Annotated in this window: 20 protein-coding genes and 1 tRNA gene; 12 read left to right on the top strand and 9 right to left on the bottom strand. The window is 73.0% G+C overall.

Annotation, left to right across the window (positions count from 1 at the left end):
* Window positions 1-99: 99 nt before the first annotated feature.
* Window positions 100-1,224 carry a hypothetical protein gene (locus ABEA42_RS01615; protein WP_345500695.1) on the top strand — a complete coding sequence of 375 codons (1,125 nt, stop codon included), beginning with the start codon at window positions 100-102 and terminating at the stop codon, window positions 1,222-1,224.
* 27 nt (window positions 1,225-1,251) lie between these two features.
* Here ABEA42_RS01615 and ABEA42_RS01610 read toward each other — a convergent pair whose 3' ends face one another.
* Together ABEA42_RS01610 and ABEA42_RS01605 are read right to left on the bottom strand one after the other, a co-directional pair.
* Window positions 1,252-2,496 (bottom strand): YncE family protein, encoded by a 1,245-nt coding sequence (locus tag ABEA42_RS01610; RefSeq protein ID WP_345500694.1) that lies wholly within the window; start codon window positions 2,494-2,496, stop codon window positions 1,252-1,254.
* Window positions 2,496-3,383, bottom strand: a complete 888-nt coding sequence (locus tag ABEA42_RS01605) for a polysaccharide deacetylase family protein (RefSeq protein WP_345500693.1) — start codon at window positions 3,381-3,383, stop codon at window positions 2,496-2,498. The genes ABEA42_RS01610 and ABEA42_RS01605 overlap by 1 nt, the downstream gene beginning before the upstream one ends.
* A gap of 138 nt (window positions 3,384-3,521) precedes the next feature.
* Here ABEA42_RS01605 and fdh point away from each other — a divergent pair, with 138 nt between their 5' ends.
* From fdh to ABEA42_RS01585, 4 genes are read left to right on the top strand one after another with little or no spacing between them, the layout of a single operon-like run.
* A complete protein-coding gene (gene fdh, locus ABEA42_RS01600) occupies window positions 3,522-6,854 on the top strand; it encodes a formate dehydrogenase (protein WP_345500692.1) in 3,333 nt (1,110 codons plus the stop codon).
* The gene (locus tag ABEA42_RS01595; RefSeq protein WP_345500691.1) at window positions 6,854-7,933 is read left to right on the top strand and encodes a 4Fe-4S dicluster domain-containing protein; all 1,080 of its coding nucleotides are present in this window, start codon (window positions 6,854-6,856) and stop codon (window positions 7,931-7,933) included. The genes fdh and ABEA42_RS01595 overlap by 1 nt, the downstream gene beginning before the upstream one ends.
* Window positions 7,930-8,997 carry an NrfD/PsrC family molybdoenzyme membrane anchor subunit gene (gene nrfD / locus ABEA42_RS01590; RefSeq protein WP_345500690.1) on the top strand — a complete coding sequence of 356 codons (1,068 nt, stop codon included), beginning with the start codon at window positions 7,930-7,932 and terminating at the stop codon, window positions 8,995-8,997. Before ABEA42_RS01595 ends, nrfD begins: the two co-directional genes overlap by 4 nt.
* A 51-nt stretch (window positions 8,998-9,048) precedes the next feature.
* On the top strand, window positions 9,049-10,383 hold the full coding sequence (locus ABEA42_RS01585) for an L-lactate MFS transporter (protein ID WP_345500689.1): 1,335 nt from the start codon (window positions 9,049-9,051) through the stop codon (window positions 10,381-10,383).
* Between the two features lie 26 nt (window positions 10,384-10,409).
* On the opposite strand, the gene ABEA42_RS01580 is transcribed toward ABEA42_RS01585, so the two are convergent.
* Both ABEA42_RS01580 and selD read right to left on the bottom strand, forming a co-directional pair.
* Window positions 10,410-10,811, bottom strand: coding sequence for a rhodanese-like domain-containing protein (locus ABEA42_RS01580; protein WP_345500687.1), 402 nt, complete (start codon window positions 10,809-10,811; stop codon window positions 10,410-10,412).
* Window positions 10,808-11,800 (bottom strand): selenide, water dikinase SelD, encoded by a 993-nt coding sequence (selD, locus tag ABEA42_RS01575; RefSeq protein ID WP_345500685.1) that lies wholly within the window; start codon window positions 11,798-11,800, stop codon window positions 10,808-10,810. Before selD ends, ABEA42_RS01580 begins: the two co-directional genes overlap by 4 nt.
* A 132-nt stretch (window positions 11,801-11,932) precedes the next feature.
* On the opposite strand from selD, the gene ABEA42_RS01570 reads away from it, so the two are divergent.
* Both ABEA42_RS01570 and selB read left to right on the top strand, forming a co-directional pair.
* Window positions 11,933-12,028 (top strand) — tRNA-Sec (locus ABEA42_RS01570).
* A 23-nt stretch (window positions 12,029-12,051) separates the two neighbouring features.
* Window positions 12,052-13,851 (top strand): selenocysteine-specific translation elongation factor, encoded by a 1,800-nt coding sequence (gene selB / locus ABEA42_RS01565; RefSeq protein ID WP_345500684.1) that lies wholly within the window; start codon window positions 12,052-12,054, stop codon window positions 13,849-13,851.
* A gap of 100 nt (window positions 13,852-13,951) precedes the next feature.
* On the opposite strand, the gene ABEA42_RS01560 is transcribed toward selB, so the two are convergent.
* Both ABEA42_RS01560 and ABEA42_RS01555 read right to left on the bottom strand, forming a co-directional pair.
* On the bottom strand, window positions 13,952-14,716 hold the full coding sequence (locus ABEA42_RS01560; RefSeq protein ID WP_345500683.1) for a hypothetical protein: 765 nt from the start codon (window positions 14,714-14,716) through the stop codon (window positions 13,952-13,954).
* 139 nt (window positions 14,717-14,855) lie between these two features.
* Window positions 14,856-16,667, bottom strand: a complete 1,812-nt coding sequence (locus tag ABEA42_RS01555; protein WP_345500682.1) for a sensor histidine kinase — start codon at window positions 16,665-16,667, stop codon at window positions 14,856-14,858.
* 271 nt (window positions 16,668-16,938) lie between these two features.
* Here ABEA42_RS01555 and ABEA42_RS01550 point away from each other — a divergent pair, with 271 nt between their 5' ends.
* Genes ABEA42_RS01550 through ABEA42_RS01535 form a run of 4 tightly spaced genes read left to right on the top strand, consistent with a single transcriptional unit; the run spans window position 16,939 to window position 21,877 of the window.
* Window positions 16,939-20,532 (top strand): sensor histidine kinase, encoded by a 3,594-nt coding sequence (locus ABEA42_RS01550; protein ID WP_345500681.1) that lies wholly within the window; start codon window positions 16,939-16,941, stop codon window positions 20,530-20,532.
* Complete coding sequence (locus tag ABEA42_RS01545; RefSeq protein WP_082590272.1) at window positions 20,519-20,938, top strand: roadblock/LC7 domain-containing protein; 420 nt, start codon at window positions 20,519-20,521, stop codon at window positions 20,936-20,938. Before ABEA42_RS01550 ends, ABEA42_RS01545 begins: the two co-directional genes overlap by 14 nt.
* Before the next feature lie 2 nt (window positions 20,939-20,940).
* Window positions 20,941-21,312 (top strand): DUF742 domain-containing protein, encoded by a 372-nt coding sequence (locus ABEA42_RS01540; protein WP_345500679.1) that lies wholly within the window; start codon window positions 20,941-20,943, stop codon window positions 21,310-21,312.
* A complete protein-coding gene (locus tag ABEA42_RS01535; protein ID WP_345500677.1) occupies window positions 21,293-21,877 on the top strand; it encodes a GTP-binding protein in 585 nt (194 codons plus the stop codon). The genes ABEA42_RS01540 and ABEA42_RS01535 overlap by 20 nt, the downstream gene beginning before the upstream one ends.
* A gap of 123 nt (window positions 21,878-22,000) precedes the next feature.
* On the opposite strand, the gene ABEA42_RS01530 is transcribed toward ABEA42_RS01535, so the two are convergent.
* Window positions 22,001-23,437: an LLM class flavin-dependent oxidoreductase gene (locus tag ABEA42_RS01530; RefSeq protein WP_345500675.1), complete on the bottom strand. Its 1,437-nt coding sequence runs from the start codon at window positions 23,435-23,437 to the stop codon at window positions 22,001-22,003.
* A 38-nt stretch (window positions 23,438-23,475) separates the two neighbouring features.
* Complete coding sequence (locus ABEA42_RS01525; RefSeq protein WP_345500674.1) at window positions 23,476-23,856, bottom strand: VOC family protein; 381 nt, start codon at window positions 23,854-23,856, stop codon at window positions 23,476-23,478.
* Window positions 23,857-23,971: 115 nt separating this feature from the next.
* On the opposite strand from ABEA42_RS01525, the gene ABEA42_RS01520 reads away from it, so the two are divergent.
* Complete coding sequence (locus ABEA42_RS01520) at window positions 23,972-25,504, top strand: glycoside hydrolase family 32 protein (RefSeq protein WP_345500672.1); 1,533 nt, start codon at window positions 23,972-23,974, stop codon at window positions 25,502-25,504.
* Here ABEA42_RS01520 and ABEA42_RS01515 read toward each other — a convergent pair.
* The gene (locus ABEA42_RS01515) at window positions 25,495-26,373 is read right to left on the bottom strand and encodes an alpha/beta fold hydrolase (protein ID WP_345500671.1); all 879 of its coding nucleotides are present in this window, start codon (window positions 26,371-26,373) and stop codon (window positions 25,495-25,497) included. The genes ABEA42_RS01520 and ABEA42_RS01515 overlap by 10 nt on opposite strands.
* Between the last annotated feature and the right edge of the window lie 39 nt (window positions 26,374-26,412).

The raw sequence follows: 26,412 nt of genomic DNA, 5'->3' as shown, positions 1-26,412 counted from the left end.
GGTGGCAGGGGCAGGTGCGGCCCTAGAGTCCGGGACAGCCACCAGCCGCACGCGTGGTCGGCCCCGATGGGGTGCGGGAAAGTTGTCTCGGAGGTCCTCATGCGCACACGTCCTGCAGCCACCGTCGCCGTCGGCGCAGCCCTGGCCCTGGTGGCCGCGACGCCGGCCTTCGCCGCGGTGGGCACCACCCCGGCGCCGTCCTCGACCGCGACGGGCCCGGTCCTGAACTCGGTCCAGGCCGGCAGCCGCCTCTACATCGGGGGCAGCTTCACCAGGGTCGACAACACGGCGATGGCCGGCCTCGCGGCCCTCGACGCCGCCACGGGGGTTCGCGACCCCGGGTTCAAGGCCGACGTCCAGGGGAAGGTCTACGCCCTGGCCACTGACGGCACCACCATCTACATCGGTGGCTCGTTCACCAGCGTCGGCGGCGTGGCCCGGACCAACCTCGCGGCCGTCACCGCCTCGGGGCAGGTCGTCAGCAGCTTCCACCCCAACGTGTCCTCGACGGTGGAGTCCCTCGACTACGCGAACGGCACGCTCTACATCGGGGGCGGCTTCACCGCGGTCAACGGGGTGAAGCGCAAGCACCTCGCCGCGCTCGACCCGGTCACCGGCGCGGTCGTCCAGTCCTTCAACCCCGCGCCCAACAGCCTCGTGCACGTGGTCAGGGCGAGCGGCAGCCAGGTCTACGTGGGCGGCAAGTTCACCACGATCGGCGGCGCGGCCCGCAGCTACGTCGCCCTGCTCGACGCCTCGGGTGCCGTGCAGCCCTACGACCCGAAGCTCGCCTTCGACTCGCAGGTCTTCGACATCACCGCGACGGACACGGGCGTCTACCTGGGCACCGGCGGCCACCTGCCGGCCGGCAACTCCGTCTACGCCACCTCGCTCGGCAGCGGCGCGCAGCGCTGGCAGGTCAAGACCGACGGCAACGTCCAGTCGGTGGAGACCCAGGGCGGCGACATCTACGGCGGTGGCCACTTCAACAACGTCTGCCTGCCCCGCTCCGACGCGTCGACCGGCTGCCTGGTCGACTTCTCGTCCCGCAAGACCGTGGTCGTCGACGACGGCACCGGCGCGGCCCGGTCCTTCGCGACCTTCAACTCGGCCTTCGGGGTCTGGGACCTCACCACCGCGGGCGGCAACCTCTACGCCCTGGGCGAGTTCACCAAGGTCAACAACACCAGCCAGCCGGGCATCGCGCGCTTCCTCATCCGGTAGCGGCCGGGGTCGGGCCGGTCAGGGCGGTCAGCGCATGTTGCCGGTGTGGCCCAGGCTCATGGTCCCCGGCTGCGGCCAGACGCACAGCCCGTGCGGGCCCGAGTCGACGCGGATCCGGTGCAGCAGCTTGCCCGTCGTGGTGTCGATGACGTAGACGACGCCGTCGTAGCGGCCGGCGAGCCACAACTGGGACCCGTCGGCGGTGACGCCGCCCATGTCCGGAGAGCCCCCGCCCGGGATCTTCCAGACGGCCTTGGTCGCGAGGGTGGCCGAGTCGAGCACGGTGATGCTGCCCGCGTCGCGGTTCGAGACGTAGACCTGCTTGGCGTCCCTGGAGGGGTACAGGCCGTGCGCACCGAGGGCGGTGTGCAGGAACCGGCTGACCTTCAGCGTGTGCGCGTCGATCACCCACACGCCGTTGCGCAGCATGTCGGCCACGAGGAAGTGCCGGCCGTCGGGGGCGAGGCGCACGTCCTGGGGCATCGAGCTGGCGCCGGGGAGCAGGCCGTTCTTGGGGCTGCCCGGCATGGCCATGGCCTCCTCGGGCGACGTCGCACCGGGCGTGTGCACGGCGTTGAGGTCGATGACCTTGCGGACCCTGGTGACCTTCGAGTCGATGACGAGCAGCTTCCCGCTGAACTCGCAGCTGGCCACGAGGAAGCCCAGGTCGGCGGAGTAGTCGGCGTGGTTGATGCCTGCGCACGGCACCCGGAGCGAGCGCTGCAGCTTCATCGTGTGCGCGTCACGGACGTCGATGCGGTGCATGCGCTCCGCCATGACGAGGGCGTGCCTGCCGTCGGGCGTGAAGTAGAGGTTGTACGGGTCCTCGACAGGGACGGGGCGCCCGGCCTTCCCCGTGACGGGGTCGATCGGCGTCAGGGTGTTGCCGAGGTCCGCGTTGACCCAGAGCGTCTTCAGGTCCCAGGAGGGCACGACGTGCTGGGGCTCGCGAGCGGTGGAGAACCGTCCGACGACCCGGTAGGTGCGTGGGTCGATGAGCTGCACGGTGTTGCTCATCGTGTTGGGCACGTAGACCATCTGTCGCGCCTTCAGGGCGACCGGGCTGAGCGCGCCGGCGCCCGCGGAGGCATACACGTTGGAGGGGGACGGCGCGGGCGTCCCGGTGCTCGCGTCGGCCGCGTCGCGGCGCGTGGAGCTGCCGGACGGCGTGGCGCCCGACGGGGAGGAGTGTCCCCCGTCCGAGCCGGCGCAGCCCGTGACGGCGGTGGCGACGAGCAGGGCCAGGGTGAGGCCGCGGGCGAGGGGTCGCATCACTGCTCCCGCAACATGGTCGACAGGGTCACGGCCTGCAGGCCCTTGGCGTGCAACCCGGCGAGGATGCCGGGCAGCGCGTCCACGGTGCCCTGGTGGCCGAAGTGCAGGCTCACGATCGACCCCGGCCGCACCGCAGCCAACGTCCGGGCGCGGACGGCCTCGGCGCCGGGGTCCTTGAAGTCCTCCGGGTCCACGTCGTACGACACGCAGCGGTGGTAGCCGGCGGTGGCCGCGGCGGCCCGGATGGTGGCGGTGCTGTGCTGGGTGCCCGACGGCCGGAACCACCAGCCCGCGGTCCCGACCGCAGCCTTGAGCGCCTTCGCGCCGCGGACCGCCTCGTCGACGGCCTGGGCGCTGGACAGCTGCTTCATCTGCTGGTGGCTCCACGTGTGGTTGCCCAGCTCGTGCCCCGCCGCCACGACCTCACGGCCGACGTGCGCGTACTGCTCGAGCCAGGTGCCGACCGCGAAGACGGTGACGGTGGCACGGGCCTTCGCGCAGGAGGCGAGGATGTCGCGGGCCATGGACTCCGGGCCCTGGCCGTGGAAGGTCAGCGCGACGTGGTTGCCGGTGCGCGGCCCGTGGGTGATGTCGGGACCGGAGCTGAGCGCCACCGCGGGCGGTCCCTGGGTGCCCGCGCCGGAGGTGGTGGGCCGGGGAGCCGTGCTGCTCGGCGTGGGGGAGGCCGTGGCTCCTGTCCCGGCGGAGGTGGGAGCGGCGGCGGGTGCGTCTGCGGGCCCCGTGCTGCACCCGGCGAGGGCTGCTCCCGAGATTCCCGTCAGGCCGATGGCGAGCACGGTCCTGCGGCCGAGGACCGGCCGGCGGGCGTCATCCGGGAAGCCCGGGTCAGCCGGCTCCGGCTCGGGTTCTGGGCGTTGGGGCACGAAGGGATGCTACGGGCACCTCCCGAGAGGTTCCTGAGGAGGACACGCAGGTCGGGGCCCCCAATCCATGACATCTGTGACGTGCCGCTCGCGCCGCCGTGTGGCAAGGTCGGAGCAGGTTTCACTCGAGGAGGAGCGATGGACGCGAAACGGACGTTCCTGTCCTGGCCGGTGGTGCGCCAGCTCAGCAGCGGTGACTTCCTCGGTCGGGGCCCTGCGGTCACCTCCCAGCGCACCCGCGACCTCGAGCCCCGCACCTCGACGGCCGACCGCGTCGTCCAGAGCGTCTGCCCCTACTGCGCCGTCGGCTGCGGCCAGAAGGTCTTCGTCAAGGACGAGAAGGTCGTCCAGATCGAGGGCGACCCCGACTCGCCGATCTCCCGCGGACGGCTCTGCCCCAAGGGCTCGGCCAGTGAGCAGCTCGTCAACAGCCCCGGCCGGCAGACGAAGGTCCTCTACCGCCGTCCCCACGCCACGGAGTGGGAGCCGCTCGACCGCGACACCGCGACCGAGATGATCGCCGACCGGTTCATCGAGAGCCGGCGCCGCACCTGGCAGGACCACGACGAGCACGGACGGCCGCTGCGCCGGACGATGGGCATCGCCTCGCTCGGTGGCGCGACGCTGGACAACGAGGAGAACTACCTCATCAAGAAGCTGTTCACCGCCGCGGGCGCCATACAGATCGAGAACCAGGCCCGTATTTGACACTCCTCCACGGTCCCCAGTCTGGGGTCCTCGTTCGGACGTGGCGGCGCGACGCAGTACGTGCAGGACCTGGCGAATGCCGACTGCATCGTCATCCAGGGCTCCAACATGGCCGAGTGCCACCCGGTGGCCTACCAGTGGGTGACGGAGGCGCGGCTGCGTGGCGCCAAGGTCATCCACATCGACCCACGGTTCACGCGCACCTCGGCGACGGCGGACAAGCACGTCCCGATCCGTGCCGGTAGCGACGTGGTGTTCCTCGGCGCCCTGATCAACCACATCCTCGCCAACGAGCTGTACTTCAAGGAGTACGTCGTCGCGTTCACCAACGCGGCGACGCTGGTGAGCGAGGACTTCAAGGACACCGAGGAGCTCGACGGGCTCTTCTCCGGCTACGACGACAAGCTCAACAACTACGACCCGTCGAGCTGGGCCTACGCCACCGAGGGTGAGGGCAGCAACGCCTCGCCCGGCACCATCGGTGGACCGGCTGCCGGTCACGAGCACGGCCACAGCAAGTCCGAGCGCTCCGCGGGGGACGAGCACGGCTCCGGCGGGCCGGCCCTGGAGCACGCCAGGGTCAAGCGCGACGAGACGCTGCAGGACCCGCAGACGGTCTTCCAGATCCTCAAGCGGCACTACGCCCGGTACACCCCGGAGATGGTGTCCGAGGTGTGCGGGATCTCGGTGGACGACTTCCACTACGTGGCCAGGGCCATCACCGAGAACAGCGGCCGCGACCGGACCTCGGCGTTCGTCTACGCCGTCGGCTGGACCCAGCACACGCTCGGGGCGCAGTTCATCCGCACGGCCGCGATCATCCAGCTGCTGCTGGGCAACATGGGCCGTCCGGGTGGCGGGATCATGGCGCTGCGCGGCCACGCGAGCATCCAGGGCTCCACCGACATCCCGACCCTGTACAACCTCCTCCCCGGCTACCTCGCCATGCCGATGGTCGGCAACCACGACACGTGGGACGACTACGTCGGGGCGATAGCCAACAAGCAGCAGAAGGGCTTCTGGGCCAACGCCGACGCGTATGCCGTGAGCCTGCTCAAGGCGTGGTGGGGCGACGCGGCGACGAAGGAGAACGACTGGGCCTTCGACTACCTGCCACGGCTCAGCGGTGCCCACGGGACCTACCAGACGACGATGGCGATGCGGGACGGCCAGGTCGAGGGCTACTTCCTCCTCGGGCAGAACCCCGCGGTGGGCTCGGCCCACGCCAAGATGCAGCGCCTCGCGCTCGCCGAGCTCAAGTGGCTCGTGGTCCGCGACCTGCAGATGATCGAGTCCGCGACGTTCTGGAAGGACGCCCCCGAGATCGCCACCGGCGAGCTCGAGACGGAGAAGATCGGCACCGAGGTGTTCTTCCTCCCGCCGGCCTCCCACGTCGAGAAGGCAGGCACGTTCACCCAGACGCAGCGGCTGCTGCAGTGGCGGCACAAGGCGGTCAACCCGCCGGGCGACTGCCAGAGCGAGCTGGAGTTCTTCTTCGAGCTCGGCAACCGCATCCGTGCCAAGCTGGCGGACTCCGACGACCCGCGCGACCGCCCGCTGCTCGACCTCACCTGGGACTACCCGCTGGACGAGGACGGCGAGATCAGCAGCGAGGCCGTGCTCCAGGAGATCAACGGCCGCCACCTCACCGGTGACAAGGCCGGCGAGCTGGCCGGGATGTACACCGAGCTCAAGGCCGACGGCTCCACGGCCTCCGGCTGCTGGATCTACTCCGGTGTCTACGCGGGCGGGGTCAACCGGTCCGCCAACCGCAAGCCCGGGCGCGAGCAGGGCCCGACCGCCCAGGAGTGGGGCTGGGCGTGGCCGGACAACCGGCGGATCCTCTACAACCGCGCCTCGGCCGACCCCGAGGGCAAGCCGTGGAGCGAGCGCAAGAAGTACGTCTGGTGGGACGAGGAGAACCAGACCTGGACGGGCATCGACACCCCCGACTTCGTCAAGAGCAAGGCGCCCTCGTACCGCCCGGAGCCGGGCACCGGCGGCCCCGACGGGCTGGCCGGGGACGACCCGTTCGTCATGATGGCCGACGGCAAGGGCTGGCTCTTCGCCCCGAAGGGGATGCTCGACGGGCCGCTGCCGACCCACTACGAGCCGCAGGAGTCCCCGGTCCAGAACCCGCTCTACGGGCAGCAGTCCAACCCGGCCCGCAGGGTGTTCCCCCGCAAGGACAACCTGTGGAGCCCGTCCGGCGTGGAGCCGGGCGCCGAGGTCTACCCGTTCGTCTTCACCACCTATCGGCTCACCGAGCACCACACCGCGGGCGGCATGAGCCGGTGGCTGCCCTACCTGTCCGAGCTCCAGCCCGAGTTCTTCTGCGAGGTCTCGCCGGAGCTCGCGGCCGAGCGGGGGCTGGTCAACGGCGGCTGGGCGACGATCGTGTCGGCCCGGTCGGCGGTCGAGGCGCGGGTGCTCGTCACCGAGCGCATGACACCGCTGGTCATCAGCGGGCGGACGATCCACCAGGTCGGCCTGCCCTACCACTGGGGTGTCGGGCGCGACGCCGTCGTGTCCGGCGACGCCGCCAACGACCTGCTCGGCATCGCGCTCGACCCGAACGTCCAGATCCAGGAGTCGAAGGCCGGGTCGTGCGACATCGTCCCCGGGCGGCGACCCCAGGGCGAGGCGCTGCTGCAGCTGGTGGAGGAGTACCAGTCGCGTGCGGGAGTGACCGTCGAGAGCAGCAACCAGCTGCGCACCACCCACGCCGGGTCCACCGGCTCGTCGAAGGAGGCGGACGCCTGATGGGGTTCTGGCAGCACCAGCTCGCAGGACCGACCGACCCGTCCCACGACGCGGCCTGGGAGGAGCCCGAACCCCGCAAGGGCTTCTTCACCGACACCTCGATCTGCATCGGCTGCAAGGCCTGCGAGGTGGCGTGCAAGGAGTGGAACGCGATCCCGGAGGACGGGCTGTCGCTGACCGGCAACTCCTACGACAACACCGGTGCGCTGGGTGCGAGCACCTGGCGGCACGTCGCGTTCGTCGAGCAGACGGCCGACCGCATCGAGGAGGCACGAGCCTCCGGTCGGCGCCTCGTCGACCTCGGCATGCCGGCGCTGCGGCCCCCGGACGCGCCGCACGCCCACCCCTCCGGCGCCAGCGGCACGGCCCCGGCCGGGCTCGAGGGCGTGGTGCCGACCGCGGTCGCCGACGACGGCTCGCTCGACGCGATGGCCGCAGCCGCCCGCACCGCCGAGGCGACCGGCACCCTGCCCGACTTCCGGTGGCTCATGGCCTCGGACGTCTGCAAGCACTGCACCCACGCCGGCTGCCTCGACGTGTGCCCCACCGGGGCCCTCTTCCGCACCGAGCACGGCACCGTCGTGGTGCAGGCCGACGTCTGCAACGGTTGCGGCTACTGCGTCGCGGCGTGCCCGTTCGGCGTGATCGAGCGGCGCGAGGACGAGCGCGGCGACAAGCGCGGTGGTGGCGTGGTCAGCAACGTCGGCGTCGCCCAGAAGTGCACGCTCTGCTACGACCGACTCGGCCATGACCAGACGCCGGCATGCGCGCAGGCCTGTCCGACGACCTCCATCAAGTTCGGGACGCTGGCCGAGATGCTCGACACCGCCCGGGACCGGGTCGAGGTGCTCCACGACAACGGGTTCACCGAGGCCCGCCTCTACGGCGCCAACTCCCACGACGGGGTGGGTGGCACCGGTTCGGTGTTCCTGCTCCTCGACGAGCCGGAGGTCTACGGCCTGCCGCCGGACCCGCGTGTCCCCACCGCCGACCTGCCCGACATGTTCCGCAAGGCCGGCATCGCCGCGGTGGCGATGCTCGGCATGGCCGTGGCTGCATTCGCTGGGAGGCGCCGGTGACCACCAACCCGTTCGACGCGGACCGCCCTCCGGAAACCCCGCGCAGCCAGCGGCGACGCGGTGACGGCAGCGGCCGTCGCCGCCGTGACGAGGCGGTGCTCGTCCCCGACGCCGAGTTCACGAGCTACTACGGCCACAACGTCGTCAAGCCGGCACCGTGGGGCCACGAGATCGCTGCCTACCTCTTCCTCGGCGGCCTCGCCGGCGGGTCCGGCCTCGTCGGGGCCGGGGGTGCCCTCACCGGTCGCCCGGCGCTGCGCAGGGTCGGCCGCTTCGCCGCGCTCACCTCGGTGGCGCTCGGCGGTGTGGCGCTGGCCAAGGACCTCGGCCGGCCCGAGCGCGCGCTCAACATGCTGCGCGTCGCCAAGCTGACCTCGCCCATGTCGGTCGGGTCGTGGATCCTCACCGGGTTCGGCGCCTTCGCCGGCGCTGCCGCGGCGACGGAGGTGGCGGGCGCGGTGCTGCCACACGGCTCGTGGCTCGCCCGGCTCGCTCGCGGCGTCGACCCCGTCGCCACCGCCGGGACGACGGCGTTCTCCATGCCGCTCGCGGCCTACACCGCGGTGCTCCTGGCCGACACGACGACGCCGACCTGGCGCGAGTCCTACAAGGAGCTGCCGTTCGTCTTCGTGGGCTCGGCCAACGCCGCGGCCGCGGGCCTGGCGCTGGTCGTCTCTCCCGCGGAGCAGAACGGCCCGGCGCGCCGGCTGGCCACCATCGGTGCCGTCGTCGAGCTGGGCGCCTCCGAGCTCATGGAACGCCGGATGCACCCCGTCGTCGCCGAGCCCCTCCACGAGGGCCGCGCGGGCCAGATGCTCAAGGCGGCCAAGGTCCTCACGGCCGGGGGCGCGGTCGGCGCGGCCCTGTTCGGCCGCAACCGTGCCGTGGCAGGGATCAGCGGGCTCGCCCTGATGGCGGGGTCGGTCCTCACGCGGTTCGGCGTGTTCGAGGCGGGTATGGAGTCTGCGAAGGACCCGCGCTACACCGTCACGCCGCAGAAGGAGCGCCTGGAGGAGCGGCGCCGCCGCGGGCAGACGCACGACTCGATCACGACGGGCCGCTGACCGGCGGCTCGCGCAGGGGCCCGGACCCACACGGGCGGAAAGAGGGACGACATGAGCGAGAGCACCACGCAGGCCTCGCGGGCCGCCACCCCCGCCGGGGGCGACACACCGGGCAACCGCTGGCTGATCCTCGTCGCCGGCGTGCTCGTACAGCTCGCCATCGGGGCCGTCTACGCCTGGAGCGTGTTCTCCAAGGCCCTGACCAGCGACCAGGCGTTCGGCTGGTCCAAGGCCCAGGCCACCGTGCCCTTCGAGGTGGCCATCGGGATGATCTTCCTCGGCAGCTTCATCGGCGGGCGCATCCAGGACCGCCGGGGGCCGCGGGTGGTCGCGCTGACCGGTGGCGTGCTCTACAGCGTGGGAGTGCTGCTCGCGTCGTTCTCGACCGCGAGCTCCTTCTGGCTGCTGGTGCTCGGGTACGGCGTGCTCGGCGGGTTCGGGCTCGGCATGGCCTACATCGTGCCGATCGCCATGCTGCAGAAGTGGTTCCCGGACAAGCCGGGGCTCATCACCGGCATCGCGGTCGCGGGCTTCGGGTTCGGGGCCGTCATCACCGCGCCCCTCGGGCAGCGGCTCATCGCGCAGACGCCTGACGTGCCGACCAAGGCGTTCCTGCCGCTCGGCATCGGCTACCTCGTCGCGATCCTCATCGGCGCCAGCCTGTTCAAGAACCCGCCTGCCGGGTGGACCCCGCCGGGCATGGCCGCATCCGCGGCGACGGGTGCTTCGGCACCGGCCACGCGGGGGAGGCCGGACGTCGACCCCGTCTCCGGTGCGCGTGACTTCACCGCGGACGAGGCCCTGCGCACCCCGCAGTGGTACCTGCTCACGCTCATCCTCACGATCAGTGTCACGGCCGGCATCTCCCTGATCTCCGTGGCGGCCGCGAGCATGAACGAGGTGGCCGGCATGTCGACGGCGGCGGCCGCGACCCTCGTCGGAGTGCTCGGGCTCTTCAACGGCGGTGGCCGCGTCCTCTGGGGCTGGTTGTCCGACCGGATCGGCAAGATGCCGGCGTTCATGGGCATCCTCGGCATCCAGGGCGTGTGCCTCCTGCTCATCCCGCACGCGTCGTCGGCTGCCCTGTTCGGTGTCCTCGCTGCGCTCGTCTACACCTGCTACGGCGGGGCGTTCGGCACGATGCCCTCGACGGCGGGCCGATTCTTCGGCGTGAAGAACGCCGGGGCGATCTACGGGTTGATGCTCATCGGCTGGAGCCTCGGCGGCGTCATCGGGCCGCTGCTCATCGCCGCGCTCATCGGCAAGGACAAGGCGTACACGCTCGGGTTCACCGTGGTCGGCATCATCGCGCTCGCAGGCCTGCTCGTGCCGCTCGTCACCAGGAAGCCGGCGTCCCACGACGTCGCCGTCGCCCGGGAGGCCTGAGGCCCGGCGCCTGACCGCGCCCTCGGCTACTCGCGGACGTCTGCCGGCCCCTCGTGGGTCGGCAGACCCGCGTCGAGCCACGCCTCCACCCCGCCGACGACGTCGGTCGCGTCCAGCCCGAGCTCGCGCAGCGACGCCGCGGCGAGGCTGGAGCTGTACCCCTGCCGGCAGACCACGACGACCAGCCGGGTGGGGTCGTCGGCCTCGGGGATGCGCCAGCGGCTCGAGGGGTCGAGCCGCCACTCCAGGACCGTGCGGTCGATGACGAGCGCCCCGGGCAGGTCGCCCTGGCGCTCGCGTTGGGCCGCGGTCCGGGTGTCCACGAGCAGGGCGCCCGCCTGCACCGCCTCGTACGCCGCGTGCGGCGTGAGCCGGTCCAGCCCGGCGCGGGCGCGGGCCAGGAGCGCGTCGACGCCCGTGGCGGTCACCGGACGACCAGAACCGACTCGCCGCGGGGGACGAGCTCGCCGACCACGGTGCCGCCGGGGACCTCGCCGGCCACGAGCAGCCCGCCACTGGTCTGGGCGTCGGCGAGCAGGACCAGCTCGTCCTCACCGACCGTGGCGTCGAGGTGGGGGCGGACCCACGCGAGGTTGCGCTGGCTGCCGCCGGGGACGAACCCGTCGCGCAGGGACTGCCGCGCCCCGTCGAGATAGGGCACGGCGGCGGCGTCGACCACCGCGGTCACCCCCGAGGCGCGGGCCATCTTGAACAGGTGGCCGAGGAGGCCGAAACCGGTGACGTCGGTGGCGGCCCGGATCCCTGCGGCCAGGGCGTCACGCGACGCCTGGTCGTTGAGAGCCGCCATCGAGGCGACCGCGTGCGCGAACACCTCACCCGTGGCCTTGTGCCGGTTGTTGAGGACCCCGACCCCGAGCGGCTTGGTGAGGGAGATGGGCAGGCCGGCGCGCGCGGCGTCGTTGCGCAGGAGGCGGTCCGGGTGCGCTACCCCCGTGACCGCCATGCCGTACTTGGGCTCCGGGTCGTCGATGCTGTGGCCCCCGGCGACCGGGCACCCGGCGAGCCGGCCGACGTCGAGCCCGCCGCGCAGTACCTCCGCCGCCAGCTCGGCGGGCAGGACGTCGCGGGGCCACCCGAGGAGGTTCACGGCCACGACGGGGCGGCCACCCATGGCGTAGATGTCGGAGAGCGCGTTGGCGGCGGCGATGCGGCCCCAGTCATAGGCGTCGTCGACCACGGGGGTGAAGAAGTCGGCGGTGGCCAGCACCGCGAGGTCGCCCTGCACCCGTACGGCAGCCGCGTCGTCGCCGTCGTCGAGTCCGACGAGCAGGTCCGGTGACGGCACGCCGGTGAGCCCTCGGACCATGTCCTCGAGCTCGCCGGGCGGGATCTTGCACGCGCAGCCACCCCCGTGGGCGAACTGCGTCAGTCGGACCGGTGCGGCCGTGGTCGTCATGAGCCGACTGTATGTCGGCAGGCCGCGACGGGCCCTGCCGGCTACCCGTGGCCGCCACGCCGCGAACGGTCCACGCCGGCACCTGCCGGGGTCCCCACGGCACCGTCGCCCACCGCGTTATAGCGTGGCGGCGGAGGTGTCAGGGTTCCTGGTGGTCCCCCCGGTCTTCAACACCGGTGAGACCGAGCATCTCGGTCTGGCGGGTTCGATTCCCGTCCACCTCCGCCACAGTCGTCCAGGAGGTCCGCTCGGTGCACGTCTTCGCCACGGCCGGGCACGTCGACCACGGCAAGTCCGCGCTGGTCCGGGCCCTCACCGGTATCGAGCCGGACCGGTGGGACGAGGAACGGCGCCGGGGGCTCACCATCGACCTGGGGTACGCGTGGACCCGGCTCCCGTCCGGCGCCCCGGTCGCCTTCGTCGACGTGCCCGGGCACCAGCGCTTCATCGGCAACATGCTGGCGGGGTTGGGCCCGACGTCGGCGGTCGTCTTCGTCGTCGCCGCCGACGAGGGGTGGCGCCAGCAGTCCACCGAGCACCTCGCCGCCGTGCACGCGCTCGGGATCAGCAGGGGGCTGCTCGTCGTGACCCGCAGCGACCTCGCCGACCCGTCTCCCGCCCTGGCCGACGGGCTCGCACGCCTCTCGCGCACCAGCCTCGGAGACGTGGAGGCCGTTGCGGTGTCGGCGCTCTCGGGGGAGGGCATGCCCGGCCTCGTGGCCGCCCTGGACCGCCTGGCCGCGGCCACACCCCTGCCGCGCGCCGACGGCCGGGTGCGGCTGTGGGTCGACCGGGCATTCACCATCCGGGGCAGCGGCACGGTCGTGACCGGCACCCTGGGGGAGGGGAGCATCTCGGTGGGCGACGAGGTCGAGCTCGCGGGCCGGTCGGCGAGGGTGCGCGGCCTGGAGTCGATGGAGGAGCAGCGCGACCGGGTCGGGCCCGTGTCGCGGGTGGCCGTCAACCTGCGCGGCCTCGGGGTGGCGGAGGTGTCGCGCGGCGACGTCCTGCTCACCCCGGGTGCGTGGCGGCAGACCTCGGTCCTGGACGTCCGGGTCGAGCCCGTCGGGGGTCCTGGGCAGTCAGGCACGGCGCCCGGCGCCCGGCGGCCGCTGCCGCAGCAGCTCACGCTGCACGTGGGCACCACGTCCGTGCAGGTGCACGTGCGGCCCCTGGGTGCGGACACCGTGCGGCTGGTGCTCGACGGGCCGCTGCCCCTGGTCGCGGGGGACCGGGCGATCCTGCGCGACCCGGGTGCCAAGCGCGTCGTCGCCGGCGCGCTGGTGCTCGACGCAGACCCGCCCGAGCTGCGCCGCCGCGGTGCCGCCGCCCGCCGGGGCGTCGAGCTGGCCGGTGCGACCGGCACCCCAGATGTCGCCGAGGAGGTCGGTCGCCGTGGCGCCATGCGCGTCGTCGATGCGACCGCCCTCGGCATCCCCGTGCCCACTTCCGCCGTCGGCGACGTGGCGGTGGACGGCCCGTGGCTCGTGTCGGGGGCAGCGCTGCAGCGGTGGTCGACCGCCCTGTCCGAGGCCGTGCGGCGCCGGGTGGCGGAGCACCCGCTCGAGCCCAGCCTGACCTCGGAGGCGGCAGTGGCCGTGGCCGGGGTCCCGGACCGTGCGCTCCTGCCCCGGGTGGTGGGGGCAGCGGGCCTCGAGCTCGTCGAGGGCCGGGTGTGGGTACCGGGCGTCCGCGCCTCCCTGGGCGCGGCCGAGTCCGGGCTGCGTGCGCTCGAGGAGCGCCTGGCACAGACGCCCTTCGCGGCACCCGAGCAACCCGAGCTCGACGCCTGGGGACTCGGGAGGGCGGAGGTCGCGGCAGCGGTCCGCACCGGACGGCTGCTTCGTCTCGACGACGGTGTGCTGCTGCGACCCGACGCCCCCGCCCGCGCCATGCGGGTGCTCGCCGGGCTGCCGCAGCCCTTCACGCTCAGCGAGGCCAGGCAGGCGCTCGCGACGACACGTCGCGTCGCCGTACCGCTCCTGGAGCACCTCGACTCCCGCGGCTGGACCCGCCGCGTGGACGGCAGCCACCGCCAGGTCGTGCGCTAGCCGCCACGAACCTCCTGCCCGCGACCGCAGCCCTTTTCGAGCCCGGCACACCCCGACGCCGACCCCTGATGGGGCCGGCGTCGGGGTGTGTGTGGTCGGGTCAGACGGTGCGGTACGACGTGCCCGTCGCGGTGCCTGTCGGGGCGTTGGTCCCGGTGCCGGACGGAGCGCCGGACTGGGTGCCCGGCTGGGCGCCGGGGCGCTCGCCGTCGGGGCCGTGCCCACCGGGGCCACCGTGCCCGTCGGGACCACCGGTCCGCGCGGTGATGGTCTTGAGGTCCTTGCTGACGTCGAGCATCACGGGCGCGCCGGCCTTGGTGCCCAGCACGTCGTACGAGCCGTCGGCGTCCTTGCGGACGGAGGTGACGGTGACGGCGGAGTCCTTGGCCTTGACCGCGGCGGTGACCTTGGTCAGCTCCGACCCGGTGACGGGGGTGTGGTCGCCGCCGGGGCCACCCATGCCCCCGCCGTGGCCGCGACCGCCGCCCGGACCGCCGGTGTCGACCGTGACGGTCTTGAGGTCCTTGCTCACCTCGACCCTGACCCGCGCGCCGGCCTTGGTGCCGAACACGTCGTACGAGCCGTCGGCGTCCTTGCGGGCGGAGGTGACGGTGACGGCGGAGTCCTTGGCCTTAACCGCGGCGGTGACCTTGGTCAGCTCCGACCCGGTGACGGGGGTGTGGTCGCCTCCGCCACCCGGCCCGCGCTCGCCCTGGGGAGCGGTGCCCTGCTGGCCGTAGCCGAGGGTGTAGCCGGCAGCGGTGGACGGCGAGGCAGAGGCGTTCGCCAACGAGGCGGCGGCGATGACGATGCCGGTGGCGGCGGCGATCCCGCAGGCCGCCGTGACGATGGACTTGCTGGGCACGTGGTGCTCCCGTCTCCTGTGTGCCGCACCGGGTGGCGCAGGCTCCTGTGACGACAGTCGCGACGAAGCCTGTGGTGAGGCTGTCAAGGCGCTGGGGTCGTCCTACGAGAGGGACGGGGGCGGTCGGGAGTGGGAGCGGTCAGCCGGTCGGAAGCAGGACCGTGAAGGAGGTGCCCTTGCCGAGCTCGGAGTCGACGGCCACGGTGCCGTGGTGGCGGGCCACGATGCGCTGCACGATGCTCAGCCCCAGGCCGGTGCCCGGCACCTCCAGGGCGTCGGGGTTGGTGCTGCGGAAGAACTCGGTGAACAGCGAGCGCTGGTCGGCCTTGGAGATGCCGATGCCCTGGTCGGAGCAGACGAGCTCGACCCGGTCGCCGACGGTGCGCAGGCGCACGGTCACGGCGCCGCCGTCGGTCGTGTACTTCACGGCGTTGCTGATGAGGTTGTCCACGAGTCGCGCGAGCTCCTCGGGGCTGCCCCACGCGCTGGGCGCCTGCGGCGGGGCCTGGACGGCGATGGTGACGTTCTCCTGCGCCGCCCGCGGCAGGAACATGTCGACCGCGTTGCGGACCAGCGCGACCATGTCGACGCGCTCGCGCACCAGCGGCCGGTCGGGGTCGCTGACCTTGGCCAGCGTGAGCAGGTCGTCGACGAGCCCCTGCAGCCGGTGGGTGTTGCGCTCCATGACCTTGAGCGACCAGGAGGGGTCGCCGGAGGGGTCCTCCTTGAGCAGCTCGAGGTGACCCATGATCGACGCGAGCGGGTTCTTCAGCTCGTGCGAGACGGTCGAGAAGAGGACCGTCTTGGCACGGTCGGCGCGGCGCAGCTCGGCAGTCATCCGGCGCTCGAGCTCGAACAGCCTCGCGTTGACGATCGAGCGGCCGACGTCGCGGCCGATCTCCAGGGCGGCGACGCGCTCGGCCTCGCTCCACGCCGGGGCGTCGACCGCACGGGTGAGGACCATGTGGCCCAGGCACTCGGTGCCGGCCCCGATGGGCGCCAGCAGCAGCGACCCCGCCCCCGTGGGCTCGAGGAAGTCCGTCACGGCCTGGAGCTCGGACTCCTCGAGGACGCCGCCGGGGCGGGCGACACCCTCGCGGATCACGGCCGCGACCTGCTCGCTCCAGCAGTACTCGCCCATGCGGCGGGCGATGTCCACCATCGCGCGGGGTGTGCGCTCCAGCCCGTGCAGGGAGTACGCGGCGAGGCTCTCGGTGGTCGCGGCGTCCTCGTTGGCGAAGGCGCGGACCCACAGGCCCAGGCACTCCATACCCGTCCTGATCGGGTCGACGATCGCCTCGACCACCCGCGAGGGCTCCAGGATCCCCTGCGAGATCCGGGCGAGGTTCTGGACGGTGCCCGCGAGCCGCACCTGCTCGGCCAGCGTCTGGCGCTGCCGGAACGAGTTGATGGCGATGCCGGCCTGGTTGGCGAAGACCTCCAGGACGCCCTGCTGCACCTGGGTGGGCCGCTTGGCCGAGAGGGGCAGGTCGACCGAGATCATCCCGATCATCTCGCCGGCCGGGTCGTAGAAGGGGGCGAGCAGCGTGTCCTCGGGGTCCCACGCCTCGGGGTCGCCGATGACCTGCTCGCCCCACTCCGGGGCCACCCAGCCGGCGGGGGCCGTGGTCGGCAGGAGGGCGGCGGGGATGAACCGCAGCGATCCCCAGTGCTCGGCGACGGCGAACTCCGCCTCGACGCTCTCGCGAGGGGTCCGGCGGCCCATCAGCTGGGTGGTGGCATCGGGGTGACCGCCGACCGCGACGATCTCGAGGTCGCCGGAGGAGCGGACGAGGCTGATCGCCGCGACCTGGAAGCCGACGATGTCGGCCGCGCCCTCGACCACGAGGTCGAGCAGGTCCTGCAGGCTCTCCTGCCCGCTCGCCTGGTTCATCAGGCGAGAGAGCTGGCGCAGGGCCTGCACCTCGCTCGTCGAAACCGTGCTGTCCATCTCCAACCCCGTCACTCCTGGCGTCACCCCCGGCGATGACGGCCACACGCTATACACCCCCGGGCCGCGGCGCGCGGCCGATGTCGCCTTTCGGGACCAGTGGTCGAGGGTCCACTCGGCCGTCCGGCCCTGTCACCTGACGCGCCTAGTCCCTTCGGACATATGTGGAGAGTCCGAACGTGCGAAACGACCTCCCAGCCCTACCCAGACCCCTCACGCGCAGCCATATCTTGCCGATCACCCAAGTTTTCGTGATGAGGAAGGTGGCTCCGTGTCCAGACTGCAGTCGGCGGCTGGCCGTGTCCCCCAAGGCTGGTCCTTCGGCGACTGGCCACTGCGACGGAAGCTTGCCGCGGCTGTCGTCCTGCCGATCGTCCTGGCCTTCGTGTTCGGTGGCCTGCGCGTCAAGAGCGACTTCGACAACTCGACCAAGCTCTCCCGTGCGGCCGACACCGTCCTGGTGATCCGCCCCGTCGTCGAGTACAACCTCGCGGTGCAGCGCCTCGCGGCCGCCGGCAGCGTCGGCGGGGGTGGCGTCATCGCCGCCATCACCAGGTACGAGTCAGCGGCAGCCGACCTCCGCATCGCGCTGAAGACCCCCGGGATCCCCGAGAGCGTCCGGCGCAGCGGCAGCTCCGCGCTGTCCCTCGGCCAGGCCGTGCGCAGCGCCAAGACCCAGAACGGCTTCTCCGACGTCGTCATCGACCGCTCCGGCAGCACGGCGACCCTCATGTCGACCGCTGTCGCCGACCTCGGCCTCTCCGACGACTCCGCCTCGGCGAAGATCGTCGTCGCCATCCAGGACACCATCGCCGCCCAGCGCGCGATGACGGGCCAGCAGCTCAACCTCGCCAACACCGACGACGGCGCCGCCACCTTGCGCGCCATCGGCCAGGTCGGCGCCGAGACCGCGGCCCTCACCCGCCTCCAGACGGAGGTGCCCGACAACGGGCCCCAGGTGCGCCAGCTGCTCAACGACAACGGCCGACGCAACTACACGCTGCAGCAGCAGGGCATCGACAAGGACCAGCTCACCGCCCTCGGCACCGTGATCGAGTCGAGCAACGCCGGCTACACCAAGCTCCTCGACGGCGAGCTCGTCTCCCTCGAGACCAACCTGCGCAACCGCGCCGCCGACTTCCGCACCACCGCCATCATCAACGCGATCATCGTGGCCGCTGCTCTCATCGCCGCGCTCGCCATCGTGCTCGCGCTGCTCCGCTCGCTGCTCGTGCCGATCCGCGCGGTGCGCCAGGGCGCGCTCGACGTGGCCAACAAGCGCCTGCCCGAGGCCGTCGCCGCCATGCGTGACGGCACGGAGCCGCCGGAGTTCGTGGCCATCCCCGTCCACACCAGCGAGGAGATGGGCCAGCTCGCCCGGGCCGTCGACGACCTCCACACCCAGGCGCTGACCCTCGCCGGTGAGCAGGCCCGGCTGCGCGTGCAGGTCGGCCACATGTTCGAGACGCTCTCGCGCCGCAGCACCTCCCTCATCGACCAGCAGCTGTCGCTCATCGAGCGCCTCGAGAGCGACGAGGAGGACCCGAAGCGGCTGCAGAGCCTGTTCCGCCTCGACCACCTCGCCGCCCGTATGCGCCGCAACAGCGACTCCCTGCTCGTGCTCGCCGGCACCTCCACCCGCCGCGGTGTCTCCGGCTCGGTCTCGGTGTCCGACGCCGTGCGCGCCGCGGTGTCCGAGGTCGAGAACTACGAGCGCATCGACATCGGTGACACCTCCAACGACCACGTCCTCGGCGCGGTCGGCTCCGACCTCATCCACCTGCTCGCCGAGGTCGTCGACAACGCCCTGGCCTACTCGCCGCCCACCACCCGCGTGGGTATCCGGGGTGCGCGCACCCCCGAGGGTGGCCTCCTGATCGAGGTCGACGACCAGGGCCTCGGTATGCCGCCCAAGGAGCTCGCCGCCCTCAACGACCGCCTCGCCCACGGTGGCGACATCACGCCCGACACCGCGCGGCGCATGGGTCTGTTCGTGGTGGGCAGCCTGGCCAAGCGCCACGGCATCGCCGTCCGCCTGCGTCGCAACGGCGCCGACCGCCAAGGCGTCACGGTCTCCGTGCACCTGCCGGCAGGCCTGCTCGCCGACAACGCCCGCGCCGAGCGCCCGACCCGCCCGGCTGCCGCCGCTGCTGCTGCGGCTCCCGCTGCCCCGGCAGCTGCGCCGGCCGCCACTCCCGCCGTCGGCGGCACGACGAAGGCCGGCCTGCCGACCCGCGTCCGCGGCGCGAGCGGCGCCCCGAGCGTGACGCCGAGCGCCACCCCGAGCCCCGTGCCCGGTGCGGCCAAGAAGGTCCTCCCGACCCGTACCCCCGGCGCGCACGGCCCCATGGCCGGCGGCGGCATCCCGTCCATCCCGATCAAGCCCGTCATCGAGGGCGCCGAGGCCGCGGCCGAGGAGAAGGCCGCGACCAACGGCCACTCCGCCCCGGCCAACGGCACCAACGGCACCAACGGCCACGGCACCGACGGTGACCCCGTTGCGGACGCCGCGGCCCAGGAGAAGGCAGAGGCTGCGAAGGCCGCCGAGGCCGCAGCAGTTGCCAAGGCTGCCGAGCTCAAGGCCGCTGAGGACGCCAAGGCCGAGGCCGAGGCCGCTGCCACGGCGAAGGCCGCTGAGGACGCCCGGGCTGCCGAGCTCAAGGCTGCTGAGGAGGCCCAGGCCCAGGCCGAGGCCGCTGCCACGGCGAAGGCTGCCGAGGACGCCCGGGCTGCAGAGGTGAAGGCTGCCGAGGCTGCCCGGGCCGCAGAGGCGAAGGCCGCTGAGGAGGCCAAGGCCGCGGCTCCCGCCGCCGAGGTCACCCGCTCGGCCGCCGGGCTCCCGATGCGCAAGCCCCGCGCCACGGGCATCACCGAGGCCACCGAGTTCGCCGAGACGCCGGCCACGGCCGACACGGGTGACAAGGGTGGCGACAAGGCCAAGGGTGGACGGCTCACGAGCTGGCTCCCGAGCCGCAAGGCGGCCGAGGCGGCTCGCATCGAGGCGCTGGAGGCGCAGGAGCACCGCATGCCCTCCAACCTCTCCGCCTGGCTCGAGCACCGCGCAGCGGTCACCGAGGCGCGCGAGAAGGCTGAGCGCGGCGAGGTCACCCCGACCGAGCCCGTCGCCGAGGAGAAGCCGGAGACCGCGGCCACCCCGGAGACGACCGAGCTGACGGTTCCGGACGCGTGGGTGGCCGAGGCCACCGACGACGGCACGGCCGCGACCACCGACGGCAGCGCGGACGCCGCCCCGGCAGCCGAGCCCGTGGCCCAAGCCACCGAGGTGGCCCTGCCGACGCGGGTGCCCGGTGCCAGCGGCTCGACCACCCCCGTGGTCGCCGAGCCCGAGCCCTTCGCTGGCCGGCCTGCGATGCGGGCACACAACACGTCGTTCTTCGGGGCCCGCAAGGCGCGCACGGTGTCCGACTCCGAGCTCGAGGTCGACCAGCCCGCGTCGGCTGACAGCACCGTGGCCGACACCCCTGTCGCCCCCGCGATGAGGGCCGAGGCCCCCGCCGCCGAGGTGACCGACGCGGCACACCACACCACCCAGGACGAGCAGGTCGAGGAGCAGATTGACGTGCAGGCTGACCCCCAGGCCGCGCCCGCCGCACCGGTCGGTGAGAACACCCCGATCTTCCGGTCGATGATGTCCGCTTCAGGCCTCCCGATGCGGCGCCCCGGCACCACCATGAACCCCGGCGAGACCGACGCCCCGGCCGAGGCCACCGCCGCACCCGCGACGTCGCGCCGCGACCCCGAGGCTGTTCGCCGCAGCCTGACCCGCCACAAGAACGGTGTGAGCGCCGCGCGCACCGAGGCACAAGACGGAACCCACCGAGAGGAAGCCGATGTTCAGCACTGACGCCATGGCCCAGCCCAAGGGCGAGTACGACTGGCTCGTGGCCAAGTTCGCGACCGAGACCCCTGGCGTGTCCCACGCCATCCTCGTCTCGGCCGACGGCCTGCCCATGGCCTCCAGCGAGCAGCTGCCCGAGGACCGCGCCGAGCAGATGGCGGCGGTGGCCTCCGGTATGGCGAGCCTGGCCTCCGGTGCGGCCCGGCTCTTCCAGGGCGGAACGGTCCTGCAGTCCGTGATCGAGATGGAGCTCGGGTTCCTGCTGCTCATGAGTGTCGGCGACGGTTCGCACCTCGCCGCCCTCACGAGCACGGACTCCGACATCGGTCAGGTCGGCTACGAGATGGCGGTGCTGGTCGACCGCGTCGGCAAGATGATCGACGCGGCTGCCCGGGCGCCGATCTCGGGGTAGTCATGGCGCCCGACGCACGCGAGGAGTCATCCGGACCCAGGCTGGTCCGGCCCTACGCGCTGACGTCCGGTCGTACCGAGTCCGTGGTGGACCTGCCCATCGAAGCCACGCTCGAAGTGCAGCCGTCCGGACGAAGTGCGAACTGGCCCGAAGGACACATGTCGGGTCGCATCATCGAGCTGTGTGCCACCTCCCAGTCGGTGGCAGAGGTCTCCGCCAAGCTCCACATCCCCCTCGGGGTCGCCAGGGTGCTCCTGGGCGACCTCATCACCGCGGGCCACCTGAAGACCCGCGCCACCATCTCCGAAGACACGACGACCGACGAACGACGTGAGCTCATCGAAAGGACACTCAGTGGACTACGCGCCCTCTAGCCGCAACAGCGCCTCGACCAAGATCGTCGTGGCCGGCGGGTTCGGCGTCGGCAAGACCACCTTCGTTGGTGCCGTCTCCGAGATCGACCCGCTGCGCACCGAGGCCCTGGTCACCCAGGAGTCAGCGGGCCAGGACGACATCTCCAAGGTGCAGCAGAAGCACACCACGACGGTGGCCATGGACTTCGGCCGCATCACCCTCGCGGAGAACCTCGTGCTGTACCTGTTCGGCACCCCCGGACAGCGTCGGTTCTGGTTCATGTGGGACGACCTGGTCAAGGGTGCGATCGGGGCCGTCGTCCTGGTCGACACGCGACGCCTCGACGACAGCTTCGCAGCCGTCGACTACTTCGAGGCCAAGGGCCTGCCGTTCATCGTGGCCCTCAACCAGTTCGACGACGCCGGCCAGTTCGGCGCCGACGAGATCCGCGAGGCCCTTGCGATCTCGGCGCACATCCCCGTCATCACGGTGGACGCGCGCGACCGCGAGTCGGCCAAGCACGCGCTGGTGCGCATCACCGAGTTCGCGCTGACGCAGCTGACCCGGGTGCCTGCCACCACCTGACGCACACCACCCCCACCGCCGGAGCCCGGCGCCCTCCCGAGGGCGCCGGGCTCCGGCGTTCCCTCCGTGGACGAACCGGGTGACGGACCGGGAGACAACACCGGCGGACGGGCAGGGTCGTGGTCACAGCTCGCGCAGGAGCGCCGCCGCCCGCTCGAGGTCGTCGGGCCCCTCCAGGTCGGGCAGCGCGAGGAAGACGGTGGACACCCCGTGGTCGGCGAGCTCGCGGTAGCGGCGGGCGTGCTGGTGGGCCTCGCCCGCGTGGTGCCGTCGCGCGTACGTCGCCGCGTCCGTCCGGCCGCGCAACCGCTCCACGCGCCGGCAGGTGTCGTCGCGGTCCCGGCCCAGGACCGGTACGTCGAGCACGGTCACGGCCACCTCGGCAGGGTCACGTCCGGCGGCCTCGCAGTGCCCAGCCAGCACGGCGGCCTTGTGGCGCACGGTGTCCAGGTCGCTGGGCAGGTTGCAGGCGTCGCCCTGGCGGGCGGCGATCCGCAGGGTGCGCACCTCCCCGGAGCCGCCGACGACGACCTGCGGTCGCCCCAGGGGGCGCGGGTACGCCGTCGTCTCGGGCAGGCTGACCCGCTCACCGGTGTAGGCCTTGGTGCCGGTGGCCCACAGCGCGCGCATCGTCTCGATGGACTGCTCGAGCAGGTCCAGGCGCCGGGAGGCCGGGGGGAACGGCACGCCGAAGGCCAGGTGCTCCCGCTCCCACCACCCGGCGCCCAGCCCGACGAAGGCCCTGCCGCCGCAGAGGACGTCGAGGGTCGCCACTGCCTTCGCGGTCACCCCGGCGGGCCGGAAGGTGACCGGGGAGACGAGCGTCCCCAGGCGGAGCTCCGTGCCGAGGCCGGCCAGCATCCCGAGGGTCACCCACGGCTCGGGGATGGGCTCCCACGCGCGGTCGACCTGGGGGATCTGGATGAGGTGGTCCATGAGCGCGATCCCGCCGAACCCCGCCTCCACGGCAGCCAGCGCGACCGACCGGAGCCAGCCGGCCGGGTCCTGGCCCCACGGGAAGCGCGAGACCTGCAGGACGACCTCGGGCCCGGCGCCGTCCGCCCGGCTGCGTCGGGCGGGCTCCACCCGCGTGCCCGCCCCGGCGCGGTCGCGCTCCTGGTCCTCGACCGTGACCGTCACGACCTCGTCCCATCCCTCGCTGGCCAGGGCGGACCTGGCGCTGTCCATCGCGGCCAGCTGCTGGCCCAGCACCCGGCTCGGGACAGGACGGTCGCGCCCGGAGTTGCGCTCCCGGCACACGGCACCCGGCGTCTCGAAGAGCACTGCGACACAAGGCATTCCGTTCGACCGGCCACGCTCGAGGTAGTCGGCGCGGCGCGCGTGGTCGAGGCCCAGTGTGTCGACGACGACGGTGAGCCGGCGGCCGAGGCGTGCCGCGACGACCTGGTCGAGCAGGGAGAACGCGTCGCCCGAGGCGTCGAGGTCGTGCTCCCCGCTGCCGACCACCGCGCGGAGGGCGTCGGACGACACGACCTCGGCGGCGCGGAAGTGGGCCGCCGCCCAGGTCGACTTGCCCGCGCCACTGGGCCCGACGAGCACGACGAGGGCCGGGTCGGGCAGCCCCGGGAACGAGCGGCTCAGCCCTCTGCCCTCGGCAGGCGGCTCACCAGGCCGACCAGGTTGTCCTCGCTGTCGCGGATGAAGGCCATCCACTCGTCGGTGCCGGCCGGGCCCAGGGTGGCGTCGTCGTGGGCGAAGACCACGCGGGCGTCGGCCTCCACCACCACCCCCTCGCTGCGCAGCTGCTCCACGCGGCGACGGACGTCGGCCACGCCGAGGTAGAGCAGGGCGGGTGGCGCCCCGCCGTCGAGCAGCAGCCGGGTGCCTTGGCCGAGGTCGAAGAACACCAGGCCCGGTGGGTCGAACCGCGCCAGCGGCGGTGCCCCGAGCAGGTGTTCGTAGAAGGCCGACGCGCGGTCGAGGTCCTCGGCGTGCTGGGCCACCTGCACGAGACTCATGGCCACCTCCTCGTGCTCGTAGGCTAGCGCCGACCGAGCCTGCCGGAGGCCCCGTCACCCGATCCCAGGACCGCCCCATCGCATGAGCCCCGCATGAGTACCGCATGAGCACCGCATGAGCAACCCTGAGCCCGAGATGTCCCTCGTCGACCTCGCCGAGGCCGACCGCCACCGCCCGCGCTTCCACTTCGTGTCGCCGGCGGGCTGGCTCAACGACCCCAACGGCCTCACGCAGTGGCAGGGGACCTACCACCTCTTCTACCAGTACAACCCGACCTCGGCGCTGCACCACCGGATCCACTGGGGGCACGCGACGAGCACCGACCTCGTCACCTGGACCGACCGGCCGGTCGCCCTGGTCCCCGGCGACGACGGCCCGGACCGCGACGGGTGCTGGTCGGGGGTCCTCGTCGACGACGACGGCACCCCGACGATCCTCTACTCGGGTCGGCACGGCGACCGTGAGCTGCCCTGTGTCGCCACCGGGTCCGCCGACCTGGACACCTGGACCAAGGACCCCGGCAACCCCGTCATCGACGGCTACCCCGAGGGCCTGGAGCTGACGGCGTACCGGGACCACTGCGTGTGGCGCGAGAACGGTCGCTGGCGCCAGCTCGTGGGCTCCGGCATCGCCGGGCGGGGCGGCACCGCGCTGCTGTACGACTCGGACGACCTGCGCACGTGGCGCTTCGTGGGCCCCCTGCTCACCGGCGACGCGACCAGGGGCACCGTCGAGGGCGGTGACTGGACGGGCACGATGTGGGAGTGCGTCGACCTGTTCCGTCCGCCGCTCGCCGAGGGAGCCGACGGGGGCACGGGCCACGCCGTCACGGACCCGGTCGACGTGCTGGTCTTCTCCGCCTGGGACGAGGGAGTCACCCACCACCCGCTCTACTGGACCGGCCGCTACCGGGGCGACTCGTTCGAGCCGTCGGCGCTGCACCGTCTCGACTACGGCGGCCGCTACTTCTACGCCCCGCAGAGCTTCCGCGACTCGGCCGGGCGGCGCATCGTGTTCGGCTGGCTCCAGGAGGGGCGCACCGACGAGGCGATGGTCGCCGCTGGCTGGTCGGGGGTGATGTCGCTGCCGCGCCTGGTCACCCTCGGCCCCGACGGGCTGCTCGTCCAGGCACCCGTGCCCGAGGTGGCGAGCCTGCGCGCGGAGGAGGAGCGCCACGCGGCACAGGAGCTCACCGCCGACCCACTGTCGCTGGGGTCCGGCGACCAGCGCGACCTGGAGGTCTCGCTCGTGCTCGACCCCGGAACGGCCATCGAGCTGGCACTCGCCACGACGCCCGACGGCACGGAAACCACTGTCCTGCAGGTCATCCGGGCCGACAGGGGCGAGGGTGGCACCATCACGCTGGACCGGTCACGGTCGAGCCTGGACCCGTCGGTCGACGCGTCGCCGCGGTCAGGGTCGGTCCCGGTCGGCGACGACGGAGCGGTCTCCCTCCGGGTCCTCGTCGACCACTCCGCGCTCGAGGTCTTCGCCAACGGGCGCGCCCTGACGGCCCGCACCTACCCCACGAGCGCGGACGCGCGCCGGGCCTCGCTGCGGCTCGTGGCGGGCTCGGCGCGGCTGGTGCGGGCGACGTCCTGGACCATGCGCGACACCTGGCCGGGACCGCGGCCGCTCTACCCCTGAGCCGTCCCGCGGACGTGGTCCAGGACCGCCGCCGCGACCTCGTCGGGGTGCGACTCCGGCAGCCAGTGCCCGGCATCCAGCTCGACGAACCGGTAGTCCGGCCCGACCCACCGTGCGGTCCGCTCGGCCGCCGCCCGGCCGAGGGCCGGGTCCCGACGTCCCCACAGGTAGGTCGTGGGCACCGTCACCGGAGAGGCCGGGGCGGCCCCCTGGTTGCCCTCGCGACGTGGGGTGCGGGGGCGTGACCACGGTGGGCGGGGCAGCCGGGGTCGCAGCGCGCGGTACCAGGCGAGGCCGCCGCTCGCGGCTCCCGGCTCCCGGAACCGGGCGACGTACCTCTCGACCTGCTCCTGCGGCAGCCCGGTCCCACGCAGCACCGCGGCGAGGCGACGACGCAGGAAGGCCTCGGGGAGCACGGGCACCTGGAAGGCGAGTATGTACCAGCTGCGTCGCGCCTGGTCGCCGTGGCGCAGCGCCCAGGCCATCGCCTCGTGGTGCGGCGTGGAGGCGACGGTGAGGCTCTCCAGCCGGTCCGGGTGGCGCTCGGCGAACGCCCACGCCACGGCCGCGCCCCAGTCGTGCCCGACGAGGTGCACCCTCGCCGCACCGCTCGCGTCGACGAGGGCGAGCACGTCGGCGACGAGCTGGGACATGCGGTACGCCGACGTGCTCCGCGGGCGGGCGCCGGGGGAGTAGCCGCGCTGGTCCGGGGCGAGGACGCGGAGCCCCGCGCCGACGAGGCGGTCGGCGACGGGGCCCCAGGCCGAGCGGTCCTGCGGCCACCCGTGAAGCAGCACCACGACCGGGCCGTCCGGCGGGCCGGCGTCGGTGACGTCGAACGTGAGGCCGTCCCGGCTGAAGTGGTCCACGCCCCGAACCTAGCCCCCACGCGGACGCCGGACCGGCCC

It is taken from the genome of Pedococcus ginsenosidimutans, assembly GCF_039544395.1.
Lineage (GTDB): Bacteria > Actinomycetota > Actinomycetes > Actinomycetales > Dermatophilaceae > Pedococcus > Pedococcus ginsenosidimutans.
Note: the sequence above shows the minus strand (reverse complement) of the source record. Positions and strands in the feature narration are given on the sequence as shown.